At 66.4% G+C, this 16,257-nt stretch carries 10 protein-coding genes; all 10 read left to right on the plus strand.

The window, feature by feature from the left end:
- Positions 1-2,184: type VI secretion system ATPase TssH (tssH, locus tag ACE04A_RS24625; protein ID WP_485820622.1), on the plus strand; the 2,184-nt coding region annotated here is incomplete at its 5' end.
- Positions 2,184-4,640, plus strand: coding sequence for a type VI secretion system Vgr family protein (locus ACE04A_RS24630; protein ID WP_448718362.1), 2,457 nt, complete (start codon positions 2,184-2,186; stop codon positions 4,638-4,640). The genes tssH and ACE04A_RS24630, both read left to right, overlap by 1 nt.
- A gap of 4 nt (positions 4,641-4,644) precedes the next feature.
- Positions 4,645-7,284 carry a DUF2169 family type VI secretion system accessory protein gene (locus ACE04A_RS24635; protein ID WP_279994363.1) on the plus strand — a complete coding sequence of 880 codons (2,640 nt, stop codon included), beginning with the start codon at positions 4,645-4,647 and terminating at the stop codon, positions 7,282-7,284.
- On the plus strand, positions 7,277-8,227 hold the full coding sequence (locus ACE04A_RS24640) for a pentapeptide repeat-containing protein (protein ID WP_485820623.1): 951 nt from the start codon (positions 7,277-7,279) through the stop codon (positions 8,225-8,227). Before ACE04A_RS24635 ends, ACE04A_RS24640 begins: the two co-directional genes overlap by 8 nt.
- A gap of 21 nt (positions 8,228-8,248) precedes the next feature.
- Positions 8,249-8,941: a DUF3540 domain-containing protein gene (locus ACE04A_RS24645; protein ID WP_485820624.1), complete on the plus strand. Its 693-nt coding sequence runs from the start codon at positions 8,249-8,251 to the stop codon at positions 8,939-8,941.
- A 12-nt stretch (positions 8,942-8,953) separates the two neighbouring features.
- Entirely contained in the window at positions 8,954-9,358 is a 405-nt protein-coding gene (locus ACE04A_RS24650) for a DUF4150 domain-containing protein (protein WP_100854055.1), read from the plus strand.
- Positions 9,359-9,369: 11 nt separating this feature from the next.
- On the plus strand, positions 9,370-10,044 hold the full coding sequence (tssJ, locus tag ACE04A_RS24655) for a type VI secretion system lipoprotein TssJ (RefSeq protein ID WP_279994359.1): 675 nt from the start codon (positions 9,370-9,372) through the stop codon (positions 10,042-10,044).
- A 16-nt stretch (positions 10,045-10,060) separates the two neighbouring features.
- Complete coding sequence (tssK, locus tag ACE04A_RS24660; RefSeq protein WP_100854053.1) at positions 10,061-11,455, plus strand: type VI secretion system baseplate subunit TssK; 1,395 nt, start codon at positions 10,061-10,063, stop codon at positions 11,453-11,455.
- A 4-nt stretch (positions 11,456-11,459) separates the two neighbouring features.
- A complete protein-coding gene (locus ACE04A_RS24665; RefSeq protein WP_279994358.1) occupies positions 11,460-12,143 on the plus strand; it encodes a DotU family type IV/VI secretion system protein in 684 nt (227 codons plus the stop codon).
- A gap of 44 nt (positions 12,144-12,187) precedes the next feature.
- Positions 12,188-16,114: a type VI secretion protein IcmF/TssM N-terminal domain-containing protein gene (locus ACE04A_RS24670; protein ID WP_485820625.1), complete on the plus strand. Its 3,927-nt coding sequence runs from the start codon at positions 12,188-12,190 to the stop codon at positions 16,112-16,114.
- The last annotated feature ends 143 nt before the right edge of the window (positions 16,115-16,257 follow it).

The raw sequence follows: 16,257 nt of genomic DNA on the forward strand, positions 1-16,257 counted from the left end.
GCGGGGGGGGGCGACGCCGCCATCAACCGCTTCTGCGAAGACTTCACGGCCAAGGCCGCCGCCGGCAAGATCGACCCGGTGTTCGGGCGCGACAGCGAAATCCGCCAGATGATCGACATCCTGGCGCGCCGCCGCAAGAACAACCCCATCTGCGTGGGCGAGCCAGGCGTGGGCAAGACCGCGGTGGTGGAAGGCCTGGCGCTGCGCATCATCAATGGCGACGTGCCCGAGTTCCTGCGCGACACGCGCCTGCTGGGCCTGGACCTGGGCTTGCTGGAAGCGGGCGCCAGCGTCAAGGGCGAATTCGAGAATCGCCTGCGCGGCGTGATCGACGAGATCAAGGGTGCGTCGCGCCCAACCATCCTGTTCATCGACGAAGCCCACATGCTGATCGGCGCGGGCGGCCAGACCGGTGGCTCCGATGCCGCCAACCTGCTCAAACCGGCGCTGGCGCGCGGCGAGTTGCGCACCATTGCCGCCACCACCTGGAGCGAATACAAAAAGTACTTCGAGAAAGATCCGGCGTTGGCGCGCCGCTTCCAGGTCGTCAAGCTGGATGAGCCGGACGTGCCGACCGCAGTGCAGATCCTGCGTGGTCTGAAAGACCGCTACGAGGCGGCACACGGCGTCACGGTGCGCGACGACGCCATCGTGGCCGCGGCCGAACTTTCCAACCGCTACATCACCGGCCGCCTGTTGCCCGACAAGGCGGTCGACCTGCTGGACACGGCGGCCGCGCGCGTGCGCATAGGCTTGGGCATCAAGCCCGCCGAACTTGAAAACCTGGAAAGCCGCCTGGCGGGCCTGGAGCGCGAGCGCCAGGCGCTGGCGCGCGATGTCCGCTACGAACCCGGCAGCCACAGCGAGCGGCTGGAAGCCATTACCGCCGAGCGCGCCGAACTGGAAAGCAGCCGTGACGCGCTGCACGCGCGCTGGACCGAAGAGCGCGACGCCGCGCAAGCCGTACTCGACCTGCGCCGGAAGGTGGGCGAGGCCGAGGCAGCCGCCGAGGCAAAGGCTCAGCAAAACGACAGCTCGGCGACCGATGACGCCGCGCAGGCTGCCGCGGGCGTGGATGCCGCGGATGCCGCCTCCCTCAACGCGCAGCTCGAAGCGGCGCGTGCCAAATTGAAAGCACTGCAACGCCACGAGCCTCTGGTGTTCATCGAGACCGACCCCGACGCCGTGGCGCGGGTGGTTTCCGATTGGACCGGCGTGCCGCTAGGCAAGATGCAGCGCGACGCGGTCAACGGCGTGCTGGCCCTGGCGGACCACATCAAGGAACGCATTCGCGGGCAGGACCACGCCGTGGACCAGATCGCCGCCACCGTGAAGGCCGCGCAATCGGGCCTGCGCGATCCGCAGCAGCCCATGGGGGTGTTCCTGCTGGTCGGCCCGTCCGGGGTCGGTAAAACCGAAACCGCGCTGGCCATTGCCGACCAACTGTTCGGCGGCGACCAGGCCCTGGTCTCGATCAACATGAGCGAGTTCCAGGAAAAGCACACGGTCAGCCGGCTGGTGGGCGCGCCCCCGGGCTACGTCGGCTACGGCGAAGGCGGCGTGCTGACCGAGGCCGTGCGCAAACGGCCCTACTCGGTCGTGCTGCTCGACGAAGTGGAAAAGGCGCACCTGGACGTCGTCAACCTGTTCTACCAGGTCTTCGACAAGGGCACGCTGGCCGATGGCGAAGGCCGCATCATCGACTTCAGCAACACGGTGGTGTTCCTGACCAGCAACCTGGCCACCGAGGAAATCACGCGCCTGGCGCAGGACGGGCGTCCGGATCCGGACACGCTGGCAAGCGCGATACACCCGGTGCTGGCGCGGCACTTCAAGCCGGCCTTGCTGGCCCGCATGACCGTCGTGCCCTACTACACGCTGCCCGCGTCCGAACTGGCGGGCATCGTCAAGCTGAAGCTGGCCAAGCTGCAGCAGCGGCTTGCCGCCGCCAACCGGATAGCGCTGACGTTCGAGGCAACCGTGGCCGACACCATCGCCGCGCGTTGCACGGAAGTCGACAGCGGCGCGCGCAACATTGACTTCATCCTGCGCAAGAGCCTGACACCGGTGCTGTCCGACACGGTCCTGTCCGCCTTGGCCGAGGGCCGCTCGCTTAGCGCGCTGCACGTCGAGGCAGACACGGACGGCGGCTGGAAGATCACGCCGACGGAGGCCACGGCATAATGTCCAACGCCTACGACTATGCCTTCGATTGCGCCGCGCTGAGTTCAATGCTGCACGGCCAGGCGATGCCCGCCGCCAACGTCATCGTGACGCATTGGCAGGGCACCGAGGCAGTGTCGCGGCCGTATCGTTTCGATATCACCTTCGCGGTCGCGCAAGGCGACCTGGCCCTGGAGAAACTGCTGGACCAGCCCGCGACGCTGACGGCGAAGGCGCCGGACGGCACGTTGCGCCAATGGCACGGCATCATTACCCAAGGCGCGGAGCAAGGGCGCGACGAGACCCATTACTACTACCAGGTGGCGCTGGAGCCACGGCTTGCGCGCCTGCGTTCCATGCGCTGGTCGGACATCTACCTGAAGCGCGACCTGGCCGACCTGATCAAGCAGCTGCTCGGTTATGCCGGCCTGACAGAGCCCTACAGCAACGACGACACGGCCTACGACTACCGGATCGCCGCGACGCAGCTGACGCAGACGCAGGCCGATTTCACCTGCCAGTTCGAGGAAACCTGCCTGGATTTCCTGATGCGAAAACTGGAATACTACGGCGTCTATTTCTGGTTCGAGCAGGGTTCCGAACAGGAGTCCGTGGTGTTTGCCAACAGCGTCGAGCAGCAGCCTGCCGACCCGGACACCGCCGTGTATTACCCCCGGGGCATGATCGACCCCGACGTGCGCGAAATCGCCATCATGCAGTTGAACCGGCGTGTTGGCCTGACGCCGAACATGGTGGTGCTGCACGATTCGCAAGAACAGGGCAACACCACCATTACCCTGTCGAGCCAGGCCAGCGTGCCGAAGCCCGCCACGGTCCTGGGCCTGGGCGAGGTCCATCAGTCGGACGATCATTTCGAGCAACTAGAAAGCACCTCGGCCATCTCGGGCTCGGCGCTTGCCTCCTGGCGCGCCCAGGAACTTTCCTGCCAGCGCGTGCGCCTGGAGGGCGAAGCGCACACGCCCGGCATCCGCGCGGCCAGGCTGCTTGCCGTCTCGGAATATCTGCGCGGTGTGGACGCGCGGCAGTACTACGTGATCGAAGTCACGCACGAAGGCACGCAAACGGTCGAAACCTCGCCTCAAACCGATATTCCGGCCTACCGGGCGACCTTCGTGGCGCTGCCACGCTGGCTAGACGTTGACGATCCCTCGTCGCCTCCCCTGCAGTACCGCGCACCGCGCATTACTCCCGTGCCGCAGGTCAGCCGCCTGGTCAACGGTTTCGTCGACGTTGCCACGCCCGGACAACCCCGGCGGTTCGCCCAACCGGACACCAACGGCCTGTACAAGATCCGCTTCCTGTTCACCAAGCAGCGTTACGACGGTGAACAGAATTCCGCCTTCGTGCGCATGGCCACGCCCTATGCGGGTGGGGCGTCGTCGCAAGGCCTGTCGGATGCAGGCATGCACTTTCCGTTGCGCGAAGGCACGGAAGTCCTGATCGCGTTCCTGAACGGCAATCCGGATCGCCCTGTGATCGTCTCGTCACTGCCCAATACCGAGGCGCCCAGCGTGGTCAACGCGCAGAATTCAGCGCACCACAGAATCGGCACGCCCGGCGGCAACACCATGGTGCTGGCCGACGCGCAGCCGGGCGGCGACGGCGCACCGGCCATCCGGCTGTACAGCCCCACGCAGGATTCCTCGATGAATCTGGGCCAGTCGGACGAGGAAGGTGTGAACGACGGGTTCCACTTGAAGACGAACTTGCACGGCGAACTGTATGCCGGCAGCAGCATGCTGATTGAAGTGCCGGGCCATTACCGCGTATGCGCGGGGTCCGACTCCGATGAAACCCAGGCCAACTTCCTGGGATCGGAGGCGCAGGACATGCCGTCCGGCATTACGGTGGGCCAGAGTGGCGGGATTGTGGTCGAGAACTTCATGGGCATGAAAATCGAAAGCGTGGAAGCCCTGACGCTGGGGCACTTCTTCGGCGGCAAAGTGGAATTCAACGAAGCCGCCACCTTCGAATCGACGCTGGGCGTGAAGCTCAGCATGGAGTGCGTGGCCGCCAAGGAGATCAACCTCCTGGAAAAGAACATCGTGCGCGACAACGCCAATTACGCCAACGCCTTCACCAAGTGGGTCGCCGGGAAATGGAACGGCATCCTGGCGGAGAAGACCGAGGAAATCGGCATGATGAAGACCACGGCGCTGGAATCCTACCGGCTCTTCACGCCTGACGCCTGGATAGGTTCGGTAGCGTCGTCACTGTCGCTGGAACCGGCCGGCGCGAAACTTACGAGCTCGATCGCCACGATCGACGGCTGGACCAAGACCACCGTGACCAGCCTGACGGAAACGATGGTCGAAGGCGGCATATCGAACGTCAACCTCACCAATGCCAGCGCGTCGATCACCAGCCCGTCGATCGAACTCACCGCCACCGCGGACGTGGCGGTGACGACGGGCGGCGACGTCACGATCAACGGCACTGTCGTCATGCTCGGGTAACGCCATGCACGTGCACAAACCCGCCGACGCCATGCTGCTGCTGGGATATCAATCCCGGGGGGGCCAGTCGTCCCTGACCGTCACGGTAGGCTACTGTTGCGGCGCGGACGGCACGCGCGTGTCCGAACAGGACGCCTGGAAAACGCTGACGGCGCTTTTCACCGACGAACCCTTCGACCTGGCGCAGAAAAAAACGCGCGGCGGCTTTGGCGTGGCCGGCGCGGCCAAGGCGCCGCAAGGCCGGCCCGTTACCGGGCTGACCGTGCGCGCCGGCGTGGGCGAGCTGCAAAAATCGGTGCTAGTGCTGGGCGACCGCTACTGGTCGCGCGGCATTGCCGGCTGGCAGCCCAGCGCGCCGCAGCCTTACACCGACATGCCCATCGGCCTGGCACGCGCCTACGGCGCCAAGGGCTGGGCGGCCAATCCGCACGGCCGTGGCCATTGTGCCCAGGCGGACCAGGCCGTCGGCGTTGCCCTGCCCAATATCGAAGACCCCAGCGCGCCGGTGTTGCGGCCAGGCGATGTGCCGCGCCCGGCCAGCCTGGGCGTGCTGGCCCAGGGCGCGCCTGAACAGATCCGCTGGCTAGGCACGCTGGACAAGCGCTGGCAGCGCGCACGGCTGCCCTGGTTGCCCGACGATACCGACCCGCGTTGGTTCGACCGTTTCGCGCAAGACCAATGCCAGGAAGGCTATTGGCGCGGCGACGAAAGCTGGTTCGCCGAGAACATGCACGCCGATCATCCGCTGCAACGCGGCACTTTGCCCGGCTTGCGGCCGCGTGTGCTGGTGCGCACCGATGCGGCGCCCGAGCGGCGCGTGGAATTGCCGCTGGACCTGGACACCGTCTGGCTGCTGCCGAACGACGAGCGCGTGCTGGTGCTGTACCGGGGCGAGCTCGCCACGCGGCGCGAGGATGCGGAGGACGTGCTCGGCCTGGGCATCTTCACCGAACGCATGAGCGAAGCGCCGCAATCCACCCAGCATTGGGCGCGGATATGGCAAGAGGCCGGCGAGACCGCAACGCCGGCGCAAACACAAACGCTGGCCGCGCCCGAGCCCGGTCCCGAGGCCGCCGCGAAAACGGCCGAGGCAGGCAAGGCAATCGAAGAGATGGGCAAGGCGGCAGTCGCGCATCGCGCGACGGTCGCCAAGACCCTGGCCGACACCCGCCAGTCGGCCATTGCCGAGACCGACCAGACCATGCAGCGCTATGGCCTGGGATCGTTGCAGGCCAAGATGGCGCAAAGCGGCGCTCCGCTCAACCCGTCGGCGCTGCCGACCCCCGAATGGCCCAAGGAACCGACGGCGTTCAAGGCTGCCGTGCGCCAATACGTGGCCGACGCCTTGGCCGCTGGCGAAGCCGAGACGCGCGAACAATGGCGCGCCCACGGATTGGACTACGACGCTGCGCTGGCGCGTTCGCGTGCCCGGCCGCCCGTCGTGCTGGACCCGGCCGATGCGGTCTCAAAAATGAAGCTGCCGCCCGACGCCAAGGCCGCGCTGATGGAACGGTACCAGGCATTCCAGATCAAGATGGACGCGCTGCAACTGAACGCCAAGAAAATCTCCAAGCAGGCGGAAGCGCTACAGGCCCAGGAACCGCCGTCACTGCCCTTGCCGGATGAAGCCCTGCCGCGCGGCCCGCGCACCGCGCTGGACCGCGAGGCCCTGCTTGGGCGCCACGCGCGGCGCGCCTCGGCGCAATGGTGCGAACTGCAAGGGCTGGACCTGAGCGGCGTGGACTTGGCCGGCTTGGACCTCAGCACCTCGCTGCTACGGGGTTGCGTGCTGCGCGGCGCCAATCTGGAAAGCGTCAATTTCACCGACTGCCAATTAGAGGACTGCGACCTTGGGGATGCCCAACTAGGCCGCGCCCGTTTCCCCCGCGCCCTGCTGAAGGGGTGCCAGGTGGCTGGGGCGAAGCTGCCCGGCGCGGACTTTTCACAAGCCCGCCTGGAGAAATGCGTGTTCACCCAGGCCGATCTGTCGGCCACCGAGTGGGCAACGGCGCAGGCCAAGGAATGCGACTTCAACAAGGCGGTTCTGCGCCACGCCCAGGGCCAGGAGGCGCGCTTTACGGCGTGCGGGTTTGCTGGCATCGACGCGGCATCAAGCCGCTTCCCCAAGGCCATGTTCAGCAAGTGCATGCTGGAGGACGCCACCCTGGATGGCGCCGACCTGCAAGGCGCGACCCTGATGACCTGCCAGGCCGCGGGTTCGCGTTACGACGGTGCCAGCATGGCTCAACTGCGCACGCTGAAGGGCACCGATCTACGCCGCGCCAACCTGAACCGCGCGCTGTTGGACAGGGCCAGCCTGCAGGATACGAACCTGGGCAAGGCCACGCTGCGCGAGACGCACATGGACCGCGGATTCCTGAAGAATTGCGACCTGTCGGGCACCGACGCCTGGCATCTGGTGGCGCGCGTCTGCGACTTCACGGGCAGCCGCATCGAGCAGGCCAGCTGGCGCGGAGCGAACCTGATGAAGGCCCGGCTGCGCCAGGTGGTGCTGCAGGACGTGGACCTGACCGGCGCCAACCTGCACGCGGCCGACACCCGCACCGCGACCGCGCAAGGCGTGCAACTGGACCAGGCCCTGCTGACGCGCTGCCGCCTGCTGGAGGATTACGGCCGTGAGTGACGCGACCCAGAATCGCGAGGCGCTGCTGCAAGCGCTGCGCGCGGGCGAACGGCTGGCGCCCGACGCGCTGGCCGGCGTCGATTTCCGCAATGCCGACCTGTCCGGTCTGCGCCTGGCCAACCTGGACGCGCGTGGCGCTCGCTTCGATAGCGCCGACATGCGCAAGACGGTCTGGAACCGTTGCCGGCTTGACGAGGTGAGCCTGGACGGCGTGGCGCTGGATGGGGCGTCCTTCACCGCCTGCAGCGGCCATGCGGTGTCGTGGCGCGAAACCAAGGCCATCAAGGTCTGGATGATGGACTGCGTGTGGCAGGACGCGGATTTCCACCTTGCTGAACTGACCCGCTTGGCCGCCCAGAACACGGCCTTCCCGGGCGCCCGGATGAGAACGGCCAAGGTGGACAAGGCATGGCTGTCGCGCTGCGACCTGTCCGGCCTGGATCTTTCGGGCGCGGTCTGGCGGCAAAGCCACCTGCCGGACAGCAAACTGACGGGCTCCACGCTGGCTGGCGCCGTGCTGGCGCAATGTTCCTTCAACCGCGTTCAGGCCGCCGATGTCGATTTCAGCGGGCTGGTGGCGCCGGGTGTGTCTTTCTACCAAGCCGCGCTGCAGAACGCCCGCTTTGATGGCGCGATGCTGGATGGCGCCATCTTCGACCAGGCACGTCTGGACAAAGCCAGCTTCGCGCGAGCGTCGTTGCAGGGCGCCCGCTTTCAGGCCGCCAATTCCACGGGAATTTCGTTCGGCGAATCGAAGTTGATGGACGCCGACCTGTCGCACCTGCGGGTCGCGCATGCGGATTTTGCGCGCGCGGACCTGACGGGCGCGCGCCTGCACGCCGTCGAACTGCCCGATGCCTCATGGCGCGAAACCGTGCTTGAAAACGTCCGTCGCGATGACCCCGAATTGCGGGCCGCCGAATTGTGGCGCCCCCCCGTCTAACCCGATGCCATTGGACACTCGATGAACCATCCTAATCCCGCATTGGACCCGGCCGTTAGCCAGCCTGACGCCCCGCCTGCCTATTCGCCGAACCAGGGCGCCCGTCTGCACCACGCGCGGCTGGTCATGCGCGACGGTCGCCGCTACGCCGCGCTGACCGGGGCCGGCGCCATCTGGGTCACCCCCGCCGCCGGCTGCCTGCTGCAACCCGAAGTCGGTGACATCGCGCTTGTCAGCCTGGCCGCGGGCCAGGGCTACATCCTGACCGTACTCGAGCGCGGCGCGCCGGCATCCGCCGCCCGAGTGGAAGTGCCGGGCGATTTGCAGTTGTCGCTGCCCGAAGGAAAGTTGTCGATCCAGGCGGCCGATGGCGGGGCGCTGGACGCCGGCCCCGCCCTGGAAGTCAATGCGGCGCACGCCACGGTGACCTTGGACGAAGCCGACCTGCGTTGCCAGACCTTGCGCGTGGCGGGCGACAACGCGCACACGCACTGGAACACACGCAATGACGTCAGCGTCGAGCGCATGGAAATCTCTGGCCGCGCCGAAGTGCATCTGGGGCAAAGCGTACGCCGCGTCGCCGGACATGATGACGTCACGACCGGGTCGCAGCGCACCGTCGTCAACGAGGACTGGTCGGTGCATGCCGCAACGGCCGACCTGAAAGCCCGCGACCGGGTGGCGGTGGATGCCGACTCGGTACAGATAGGTTGAAAGGAGAACGCCATGTTCATGCTGAATAACGCCGGCGCGATGACCACGGCAACCGTGCCCGACGTTTGTCTGACGCCCGCGGTGCCTTCGCCGATTCCGATGCCCTACCCCAACATCGCCATGAGCGACATGGCCGACCCGGGAGGCATCGTCGAGAACGTGCTGGTCGGCGGCATGCCGGCGCTGAACCAGGCCAGCACCATCATGCTCAGCAACGGCGACCAGGGCGGCGTGGCGGGCGGCGGTGTGGCCTGCGGCGAAATCATGGGCGAGGCCGCGTTCGTGACCGGCAGCATGAAGGTCATGGTGGGCGGGCCGCCGGGCGTGCGCCTGACCTGCATGACCACGCAGAACGCCAACAACACGGTCGGTATCGTGGCTGCCCCCAGCCAGGTGATCGTGATGCTGGTCAGTTGAGGAAAGCCGCCATGCTCAAGCTCCAGGCTTCGATTCCGCGTTTGTTGTCCATCGTGCTGTGCAGCGCTGCGCTGGCGTCGTGCAGTTCCTTGAACAGCATGATGGGCGGCACGTCGGAAGAGGATGCGCTCAAGGCGCTGAAGTGGACGTATGCGGCCGACGGCGTGCAGCTTGCCATTGAAGCGGACCCGAAGTTGAATCAGTCGACCGACCAGCCGCATACGCTGGCGCTGTCGGTGGTGCAGATGGAAGATCCCAGCGCGTTCGCCCCCTACGCCGCCAATTCCGCCAAGATGTCCACGCTGCTGCTGGCCGACACCCCGCCCAAGGGCCTGCTGTCGCTCGACCGCGTGTTCGTGTCGCCCGGCGAGAACCGCACGGTCACGCTACCGCGTGTCGAAAAGGCCAAGTACGTGGGGCTGGTGGCCGGTTACTTCCACCTGGACCCGACGCGCAGCGCACGGCTGTACCGCATCGGCGTCGAAGTGGATTCCAGCGGCATCGTGGTCAAGACACGCAACGCCTCGCCCGAGCCCTTGAAGATCGAACTACTCCTGGGCGCCGACGGCATTCTCCAAGCAGTCGGCACCCGTACGCCGCCCGTCACGCCCACCCGCCCCGTCGGCGGACTGGTGACGCCCCCCGCGACGACGCCCGCCGCCGGCAATACGCCGGCCAAACAATGAACCGGCCCCGCAAAGCATGAGCACGCATCTGAAACAACCACTGTTCTGGCATCAGGGCCTGTTCCTGCAGCCCCATCATTTCCAGTACCAGGACGCCTGGACCGAACGACTCCTGGCACGGCAGGTCGAGCTGACCGCGCCGTGGTGCTGGGGTTTTGGCGCGCTGGAAATCAATGAAGCCGCCCTGGCCGCGCGGCAGGTGGTGGTGGACCACATGGCCCTGCGCTGGCAGGACGGAACGCTGACCGAAATCCCCGGCAATGCCCGCATCGAATCGCGGCGCTTCGAGCTGGCCGAATTCTCGCAAGGCCCGCGCACGCTGTACGTGGGCCTGCGCCGTCATGTGGTGGACCAGCCCAGCGTACAGAAATACGAGAACCTGGACGACGCGGCGCGGGCCGAAGCGCGGCTGGTGGCGCCGGCCGATCCGCAACAGGTGCCCGACCGTTATGCGAGCGGCCCGTCGGGACGCGTGACGCTGATGACGTATGTGCTGCGCCTGTTCTGGGAAGAAGAGATCGGCGCGCTGGGCGATTACGACCTGATGCCCCTGGCGCGCCTGGAACAGGATGGCGAGGTCGTCAGGCTGGCACCCCGCTTCGTGCCGCCCTGCCTGAACCTGGCCGCGTCCACGTCGCTGCAACACATGCTGATGGAATTGCGCGACGAAGTCATCGGACGCGCCCGGCAGCTTGAAGTCTTCAAGCAACCCATTGCCAACCGCTCCGGCGAGGACGGCCAGTTCGGTCCGGTCCTGGCCCTGTCCGTCTTGAACCGCTACGGACCGCAGATTACGCACCTGGTCGAAGCCGCGCAGACCCATCCCTGGGCCGTCTATGGCGTGCTGCGCCAGTTGGCGGGCGAGCTGAGCACGTTCTCGGACTATTGCGACCTGCTGGGCGAAACGCGGGACAACCGGCAATTGGTGGCCCCCTACAAGCACACCGATATCGGATCCGTGTTCATGGGCGTGCTGGACCTGGTGCGCCGCCTGCTGAACGAAATCACGATCGGCCCCGAGATGCTGGTGCATTTCGAGCAGGACGGCGCCGCGGGCAATCTCTACCGCGCCGACATGCCGGCCGCGTTCTTCGGCCCTCGCCATCGCTATTACCTGATGGCGCGCAGCGGCCTGGAGCCTAAGGAATTGGCCGAACACATGGTGCTGGAAGCCAAGCTGGGAATCCCCGACGAGATTGAAACACTGGTGACGCGGTCGCTGCCCGGCATCGAGATCATTCCGCTGCAGACGCTGCCGCTGGGCATGCCCCGCCGTGCCGGCAGCGCGTATTTCCGTATCGAAAGCCTGTCGGACGGCTGGGATGCCGTCGTTCGTGATGGACGCCTGTCCCTGTCGCTGCCGGAGCCGCCGCCGGACCTGCGGCTTGAACTGATCGTGATCAAAGGATAGCAACGTGCGCCTGAGCAATATCTGGATTGCCTCCATGGAGTTGGCCCGCACGGCGATCACCGGCGCGGGCACCGACGCAACACCTGACGCCGAAGTGGTGCGCGGGCAACTGAAGGCGTCTTTGGACGCCGCGGTCGAACGCGTGCAGGCCCATGGTTTCACCGCCGCCGACGCGCAGGCCAGCCTGTTCGCCGTGGTTGCCTGGATCGACGAACTGGCGATGTCGCGCGACTGGGCGGCCAGTTCGTCCTGGCGGCTGGCGCCCTTGCAGCGCCATTACTTCTCGACGACACGAGCGGGTGTGGCGTTCTTCGAAAAGCTCGAGGCCCTGCCCGATGACGCCGTCGAAGTGCGCGAGGTCTACGGCCTGGCTTTGCTGGCCGGCTTCAGCGGCCGCTACACGCATCGTCCGCCCGCCGAACTCGCTGAGTACCGCGCGGCCCTGCTGGCACGCATTGCCGAAGAACGCCGCATGTCGCCGCTGGATCCCAGCCTGCCGCTGTTTCCGCAGGCGGGTGGCCGCGCACGAAAAATGGCGCCCTACCGCCGCGGTATCGGGCCGTCGCTGGCGACCTTTTTCCTGGTGGTCGTGCCCTTGTGCCTACTGCTGGGCTTGTACCTGTACCTGGACTATCGCGTTGCGGGCGAGGCGGCGCAGGTAGCCGTGCCCACCGCCACCCGCTCCTGACCTGACCTGACCTGACTCGAAATGCTAACGCTGCTGTCTGTGCAATGATTAAAAAACTGCTTGTCGCGATCGCCTGGCTGTTGGGGCTGCTACTGCTGGCACTGGGGTGCTGGGTGCTGGGCCTGTACCTGGGCTGGCCTCTCTGGCGCTCCATCGCCCTGTTCCTGGGCGTACTGATCGGCCTTGTGCTGCTGCGCTGGCTGCGCGGCCTATGGCTGGCCTGGCGGCTAAGGCGGCGCCTGGCGCGCCCCGTCGGCAGCGTCACCGTCAACACCGAACGGCTGGACATGGACTGGCGCGCGGGCTTGAGCGCGCTGAAGCAATCGCGCCTGTCGCGATTCGGATCGCCGCTGTATGTGCTGCCCTGGTACATGGTGCTGGGCCCCCACGACGCAGCCAGAACCGAACTGCTGCGCCGCGCGGCGGGCGCGGCACCGGTACAGGCCCGAGGCGACGACCCGGCCGAACTGCAATGGTGGCTGCTGCGCAACGGCGTCGTGCTGGATCCCACCGAAACGATGGGCGAAGAGCACAAGGCGCCTGATTCGCCGAAATGGCGCCGTTTGCTGCACTGGATGATGCGCACGCGCCGCCGCGAACCCTTGAACGGCCTGATCCTGGCCTTCAACGCGGCGTGGCTGACCAGCGGCAGCGATGCCGATCTGAACGAGACGGGCCAGGGACTGCGCAAGCGCCTTGATGAGCTGACCCGCATCTACGATGCGCGCATTCCCGTGTATGTCGTCTTGACCGACTGCCAACTGCTGCCGGGCTTCGCCGCCTGGGCAAAAAGCCTGGGGCCCGACCTGACCAACCAGGCGATGGGCTTCGTGAACCCCGTGCCTGCCGCCAGCGTCGGACAGTTCATCAACGATGCCTTCAACAACATCGTGCACCGGATGTTCGATCTGCGTGTGCTGCAAGGCGTGCACGGCCGGCCCGCGCCAGAAGTCTTCGGCCTGCCGGAGCGGCTGGTGCCGTTGGCACGGCAGCTTGCCAAGGTGATGCGGCCGGCGTTCCAGGCAACGCCCTATGCCGAAACGCCGTTGATGCAGGGCTTGTTCCTGACCGGCCAGCCGGCCGGCAACGACCGCAGCCAGCCCGACTGGTTCAGCGCCGGCCTGTTCAACCATGCCTTGCCCGCGCAGCGGCACGCGTGGAAGCCCGTTGAGCGGGGGCGCCACTGGCGCCGCTTCCTGCGCCATGCCGCCGTGGTGGCGTGGCTGGGCCTGTGTGTGGGTATCGGATTGCTGCTGGTGCACTCGAGCAATACCGCGCAGGACGAACTGCGCGCCGCCGCGGCCGGCACGTCGGACAAGCCTGACTTCTCGGGGCCGATGTCCACGGATCTGCACGCCCTGCAAGACGAACGCAACGCAATCCACACGCTGCTGAAGCGGCCGACATGGCAGCGCCACTGGATGCCGTTTCAGCGCCGTGTAAATCAGGTCGAGCGCCGCATGATGGACCACTACACGCGTGAATTCCATCGCGAGGTCATCGCCGCCAATCTGGATCCCCTGCTTATCAGCAGCCTGCCGCAGTTGGCCAAGGGCAACAACGACATGCTGCTTGCCGCCTGGGCGCAGACCCTGGTGAGGCGCATCAACCTGATCGATGCCGCCACCGCGGGCCGTAGCGTGTATGCGCTGCCCGCGCCCGGCAGCGAGCTGCCCTTACTGCTTGCCAGCGTCCACCAGACGCTGCGCGATTCCATGGATGCCATCCTGCTTGGCGACATGTACCGGGATTACCTGACATGGCAAGACGACCACACGACGCTTGATGACGAGCGGCGCGCGCTGCGCCAGGTTCTGGCGGGACTCAACCTGACCAACCGCCCCATCCCCTGGCTTTACTCCTGGGTGGACCTGCAGGGCACCATCAAGCCGGTGCGCCTGACGGACTTCTGGAACATTCCGGACAAGCCGAACCTGCCGTTTATTCCCGCCGGGCTGACTCCCGACGGCGAGCGTGCCGCGATTGGCTTCCTCGACGAACTGGGACGCGCCACGGACAACACGCAGGAATGGTCAGCGCGGCGCAGTGAGTTCCAGCAGCATTACCAAAGCGACGGACTGGATGCGTGGTACCAATTCACCGACATCTTCCCGCACGTGCCCGACCTGCTGGCCGACGGCACGGCCCGGCGCGCCGTGCTGTCGTCGCTGTTGACGGCTGACGATCCCTACCAACGCCTGATACACATGCTGGCGGCCGTCGGCGAGCGCCTCCCCGAGGCATCCCGGCCGGACTGGATCGTGCAGGCCGGTCGCCTGGACGCGCTGGACGGACTTGCGCATTCCAGCCAGCAAAACACGGCAGGCAGCGCGCTGCAGAAGATCGACGTCGTGCAGCGCTTTGGCGGCGACGTCATCAAGAACCTGCCGCAAGGCGGTTCGCTGGGACAGGGCATTTCCCGCCTGCGCAATGAAGGCAGCTCGCTGCAATTGCTGCAAGCCTATCGCCAGGGCGTGCGCGACACCATCGTTCCGCTGCAACAGGGCGATGGCACGGCAATGAAGGCCGCCATCGAGATCTGGTCGTTCGGGCACGACCCCAATGTGAAAAGCGTGCCCCTGGTCAATGCACGCACAGCGATTGGCACGCTGCGCCAACAACAGGGCACGACGGGCCCGCGCACCAGCGTCATCTGGGACGTCGCCGAAGGGCCGATGAATTTCGTCCTGGATTACGCCGGCCGCAACGCCGGTTGCCGCTTGCAGCAACAATGGGAGAACACGGTTCTTAGCGCCATCCAGGGCGTCACCGACGGCGAGCTGGCCGATCAACTGCTCTATGGCGACCGCGGCCAGGTCAAATCCTTCCTGGACGGTGACATCAAGAACTTCGTGGATCACGATAGTGTCCGTTACGAAGCCCGCCCGGCGATGGACAGCAAGATTCCCCTGAATGGCCAGTTCTATGCCTTTGCCAGCATGACGCAGTTGCGCCAAGTGACGCTGGCAACCCAGCAACTGCACTCCAAGCGCTCGTCCACTGAAGTCCAGGCGCTGACGCAGCAACAGGCCGAGTTGGAGAAGCAGATCACCAAGCTGGAGACCACGACCGGCACGGTGACGCTGAATACGGTCCCTCCGCAAACCAACGCCGATGCCCGCGCGCTGCCGGAAAGCGTAAACCTGACCCTGCAATGCGCCAGCGGCGCGATCACGCTGGAAAACCTCAACTTTCCCAACAGCGCGGTTTTCCCCTGGTCCCTGGCCACCTGCGGCGACACCACGCTACGCATCCGCTATTCGGATTTCGAGCTGACTCGCCAATGGACCGGTGCACGCGGCTTCATCGACTTCCTCAAGGAGTTCGCCAGCGGCCGCCACCGCTACACGCCCGCCGACTTCCCTGACCAGAAGACGCTGCTGTCGGTGGCCGACGTCCAATGGATCGTGGTCACCTATCGCCAGCAGGGCCAGGCACCGCTGCAGAACGCGTTCGCCGAGGCAGACCGCCTGGCGGCCCAGGCGGAAGAGATCAAGGCGCGGCTTGCTGAACTGCAACCCGGCACCGCCCCCGGATCGACCATGCCGACGCCGGCCCCGGCAAGCCCGGTGCCGCAGCGTATCGTGTCCTATTGCATGGGCCCCATCGACAGCGCGGCTCTCCATCTGCCGGAACCGCAGGCGGCGCCCGAGCCCAGCCCGGCGCCCGTCGCCAAACCGCCTGCCACCAAACGGGCGCCCGCAGCGGTGCCGGCAAAGCCCGCGAGCCGCGCGGCAGGGCCCTACGCGGTACAGGTCGGCATCTTCTCCCATCCGGAATCCGTGCGCGCCACGCTGAAAAAGAACGGCTATACCGCCCAGGAATCCGACATCACGCTCCGAGGCGTGAAATACCGCAAGATCTGGGTAGACGGCTACGCCACCCGGGAAGCCGCCCAGACGGCGGCGAGCAAGATAGGCGCCCTGCTCAAGCTGAAGCCGGAGGTCCTGCGGCAGGAGGCCGAGCGCTAGATGGGTGGCAAAGGTGCGTGGGCTGAAGCAACAGGCCACGCACCGCGCTCGAAGGATGCGTGACCTGCCGGGTTACCCGGCGGCACTGCTGATGGCTTACAAAGCCTCCAAACGCAAAAAAGCCGGCCCGCTTTCGCGATACC

It is taken from the genome of Achromobacter colocynthidis, assembly GCF_057334535.1.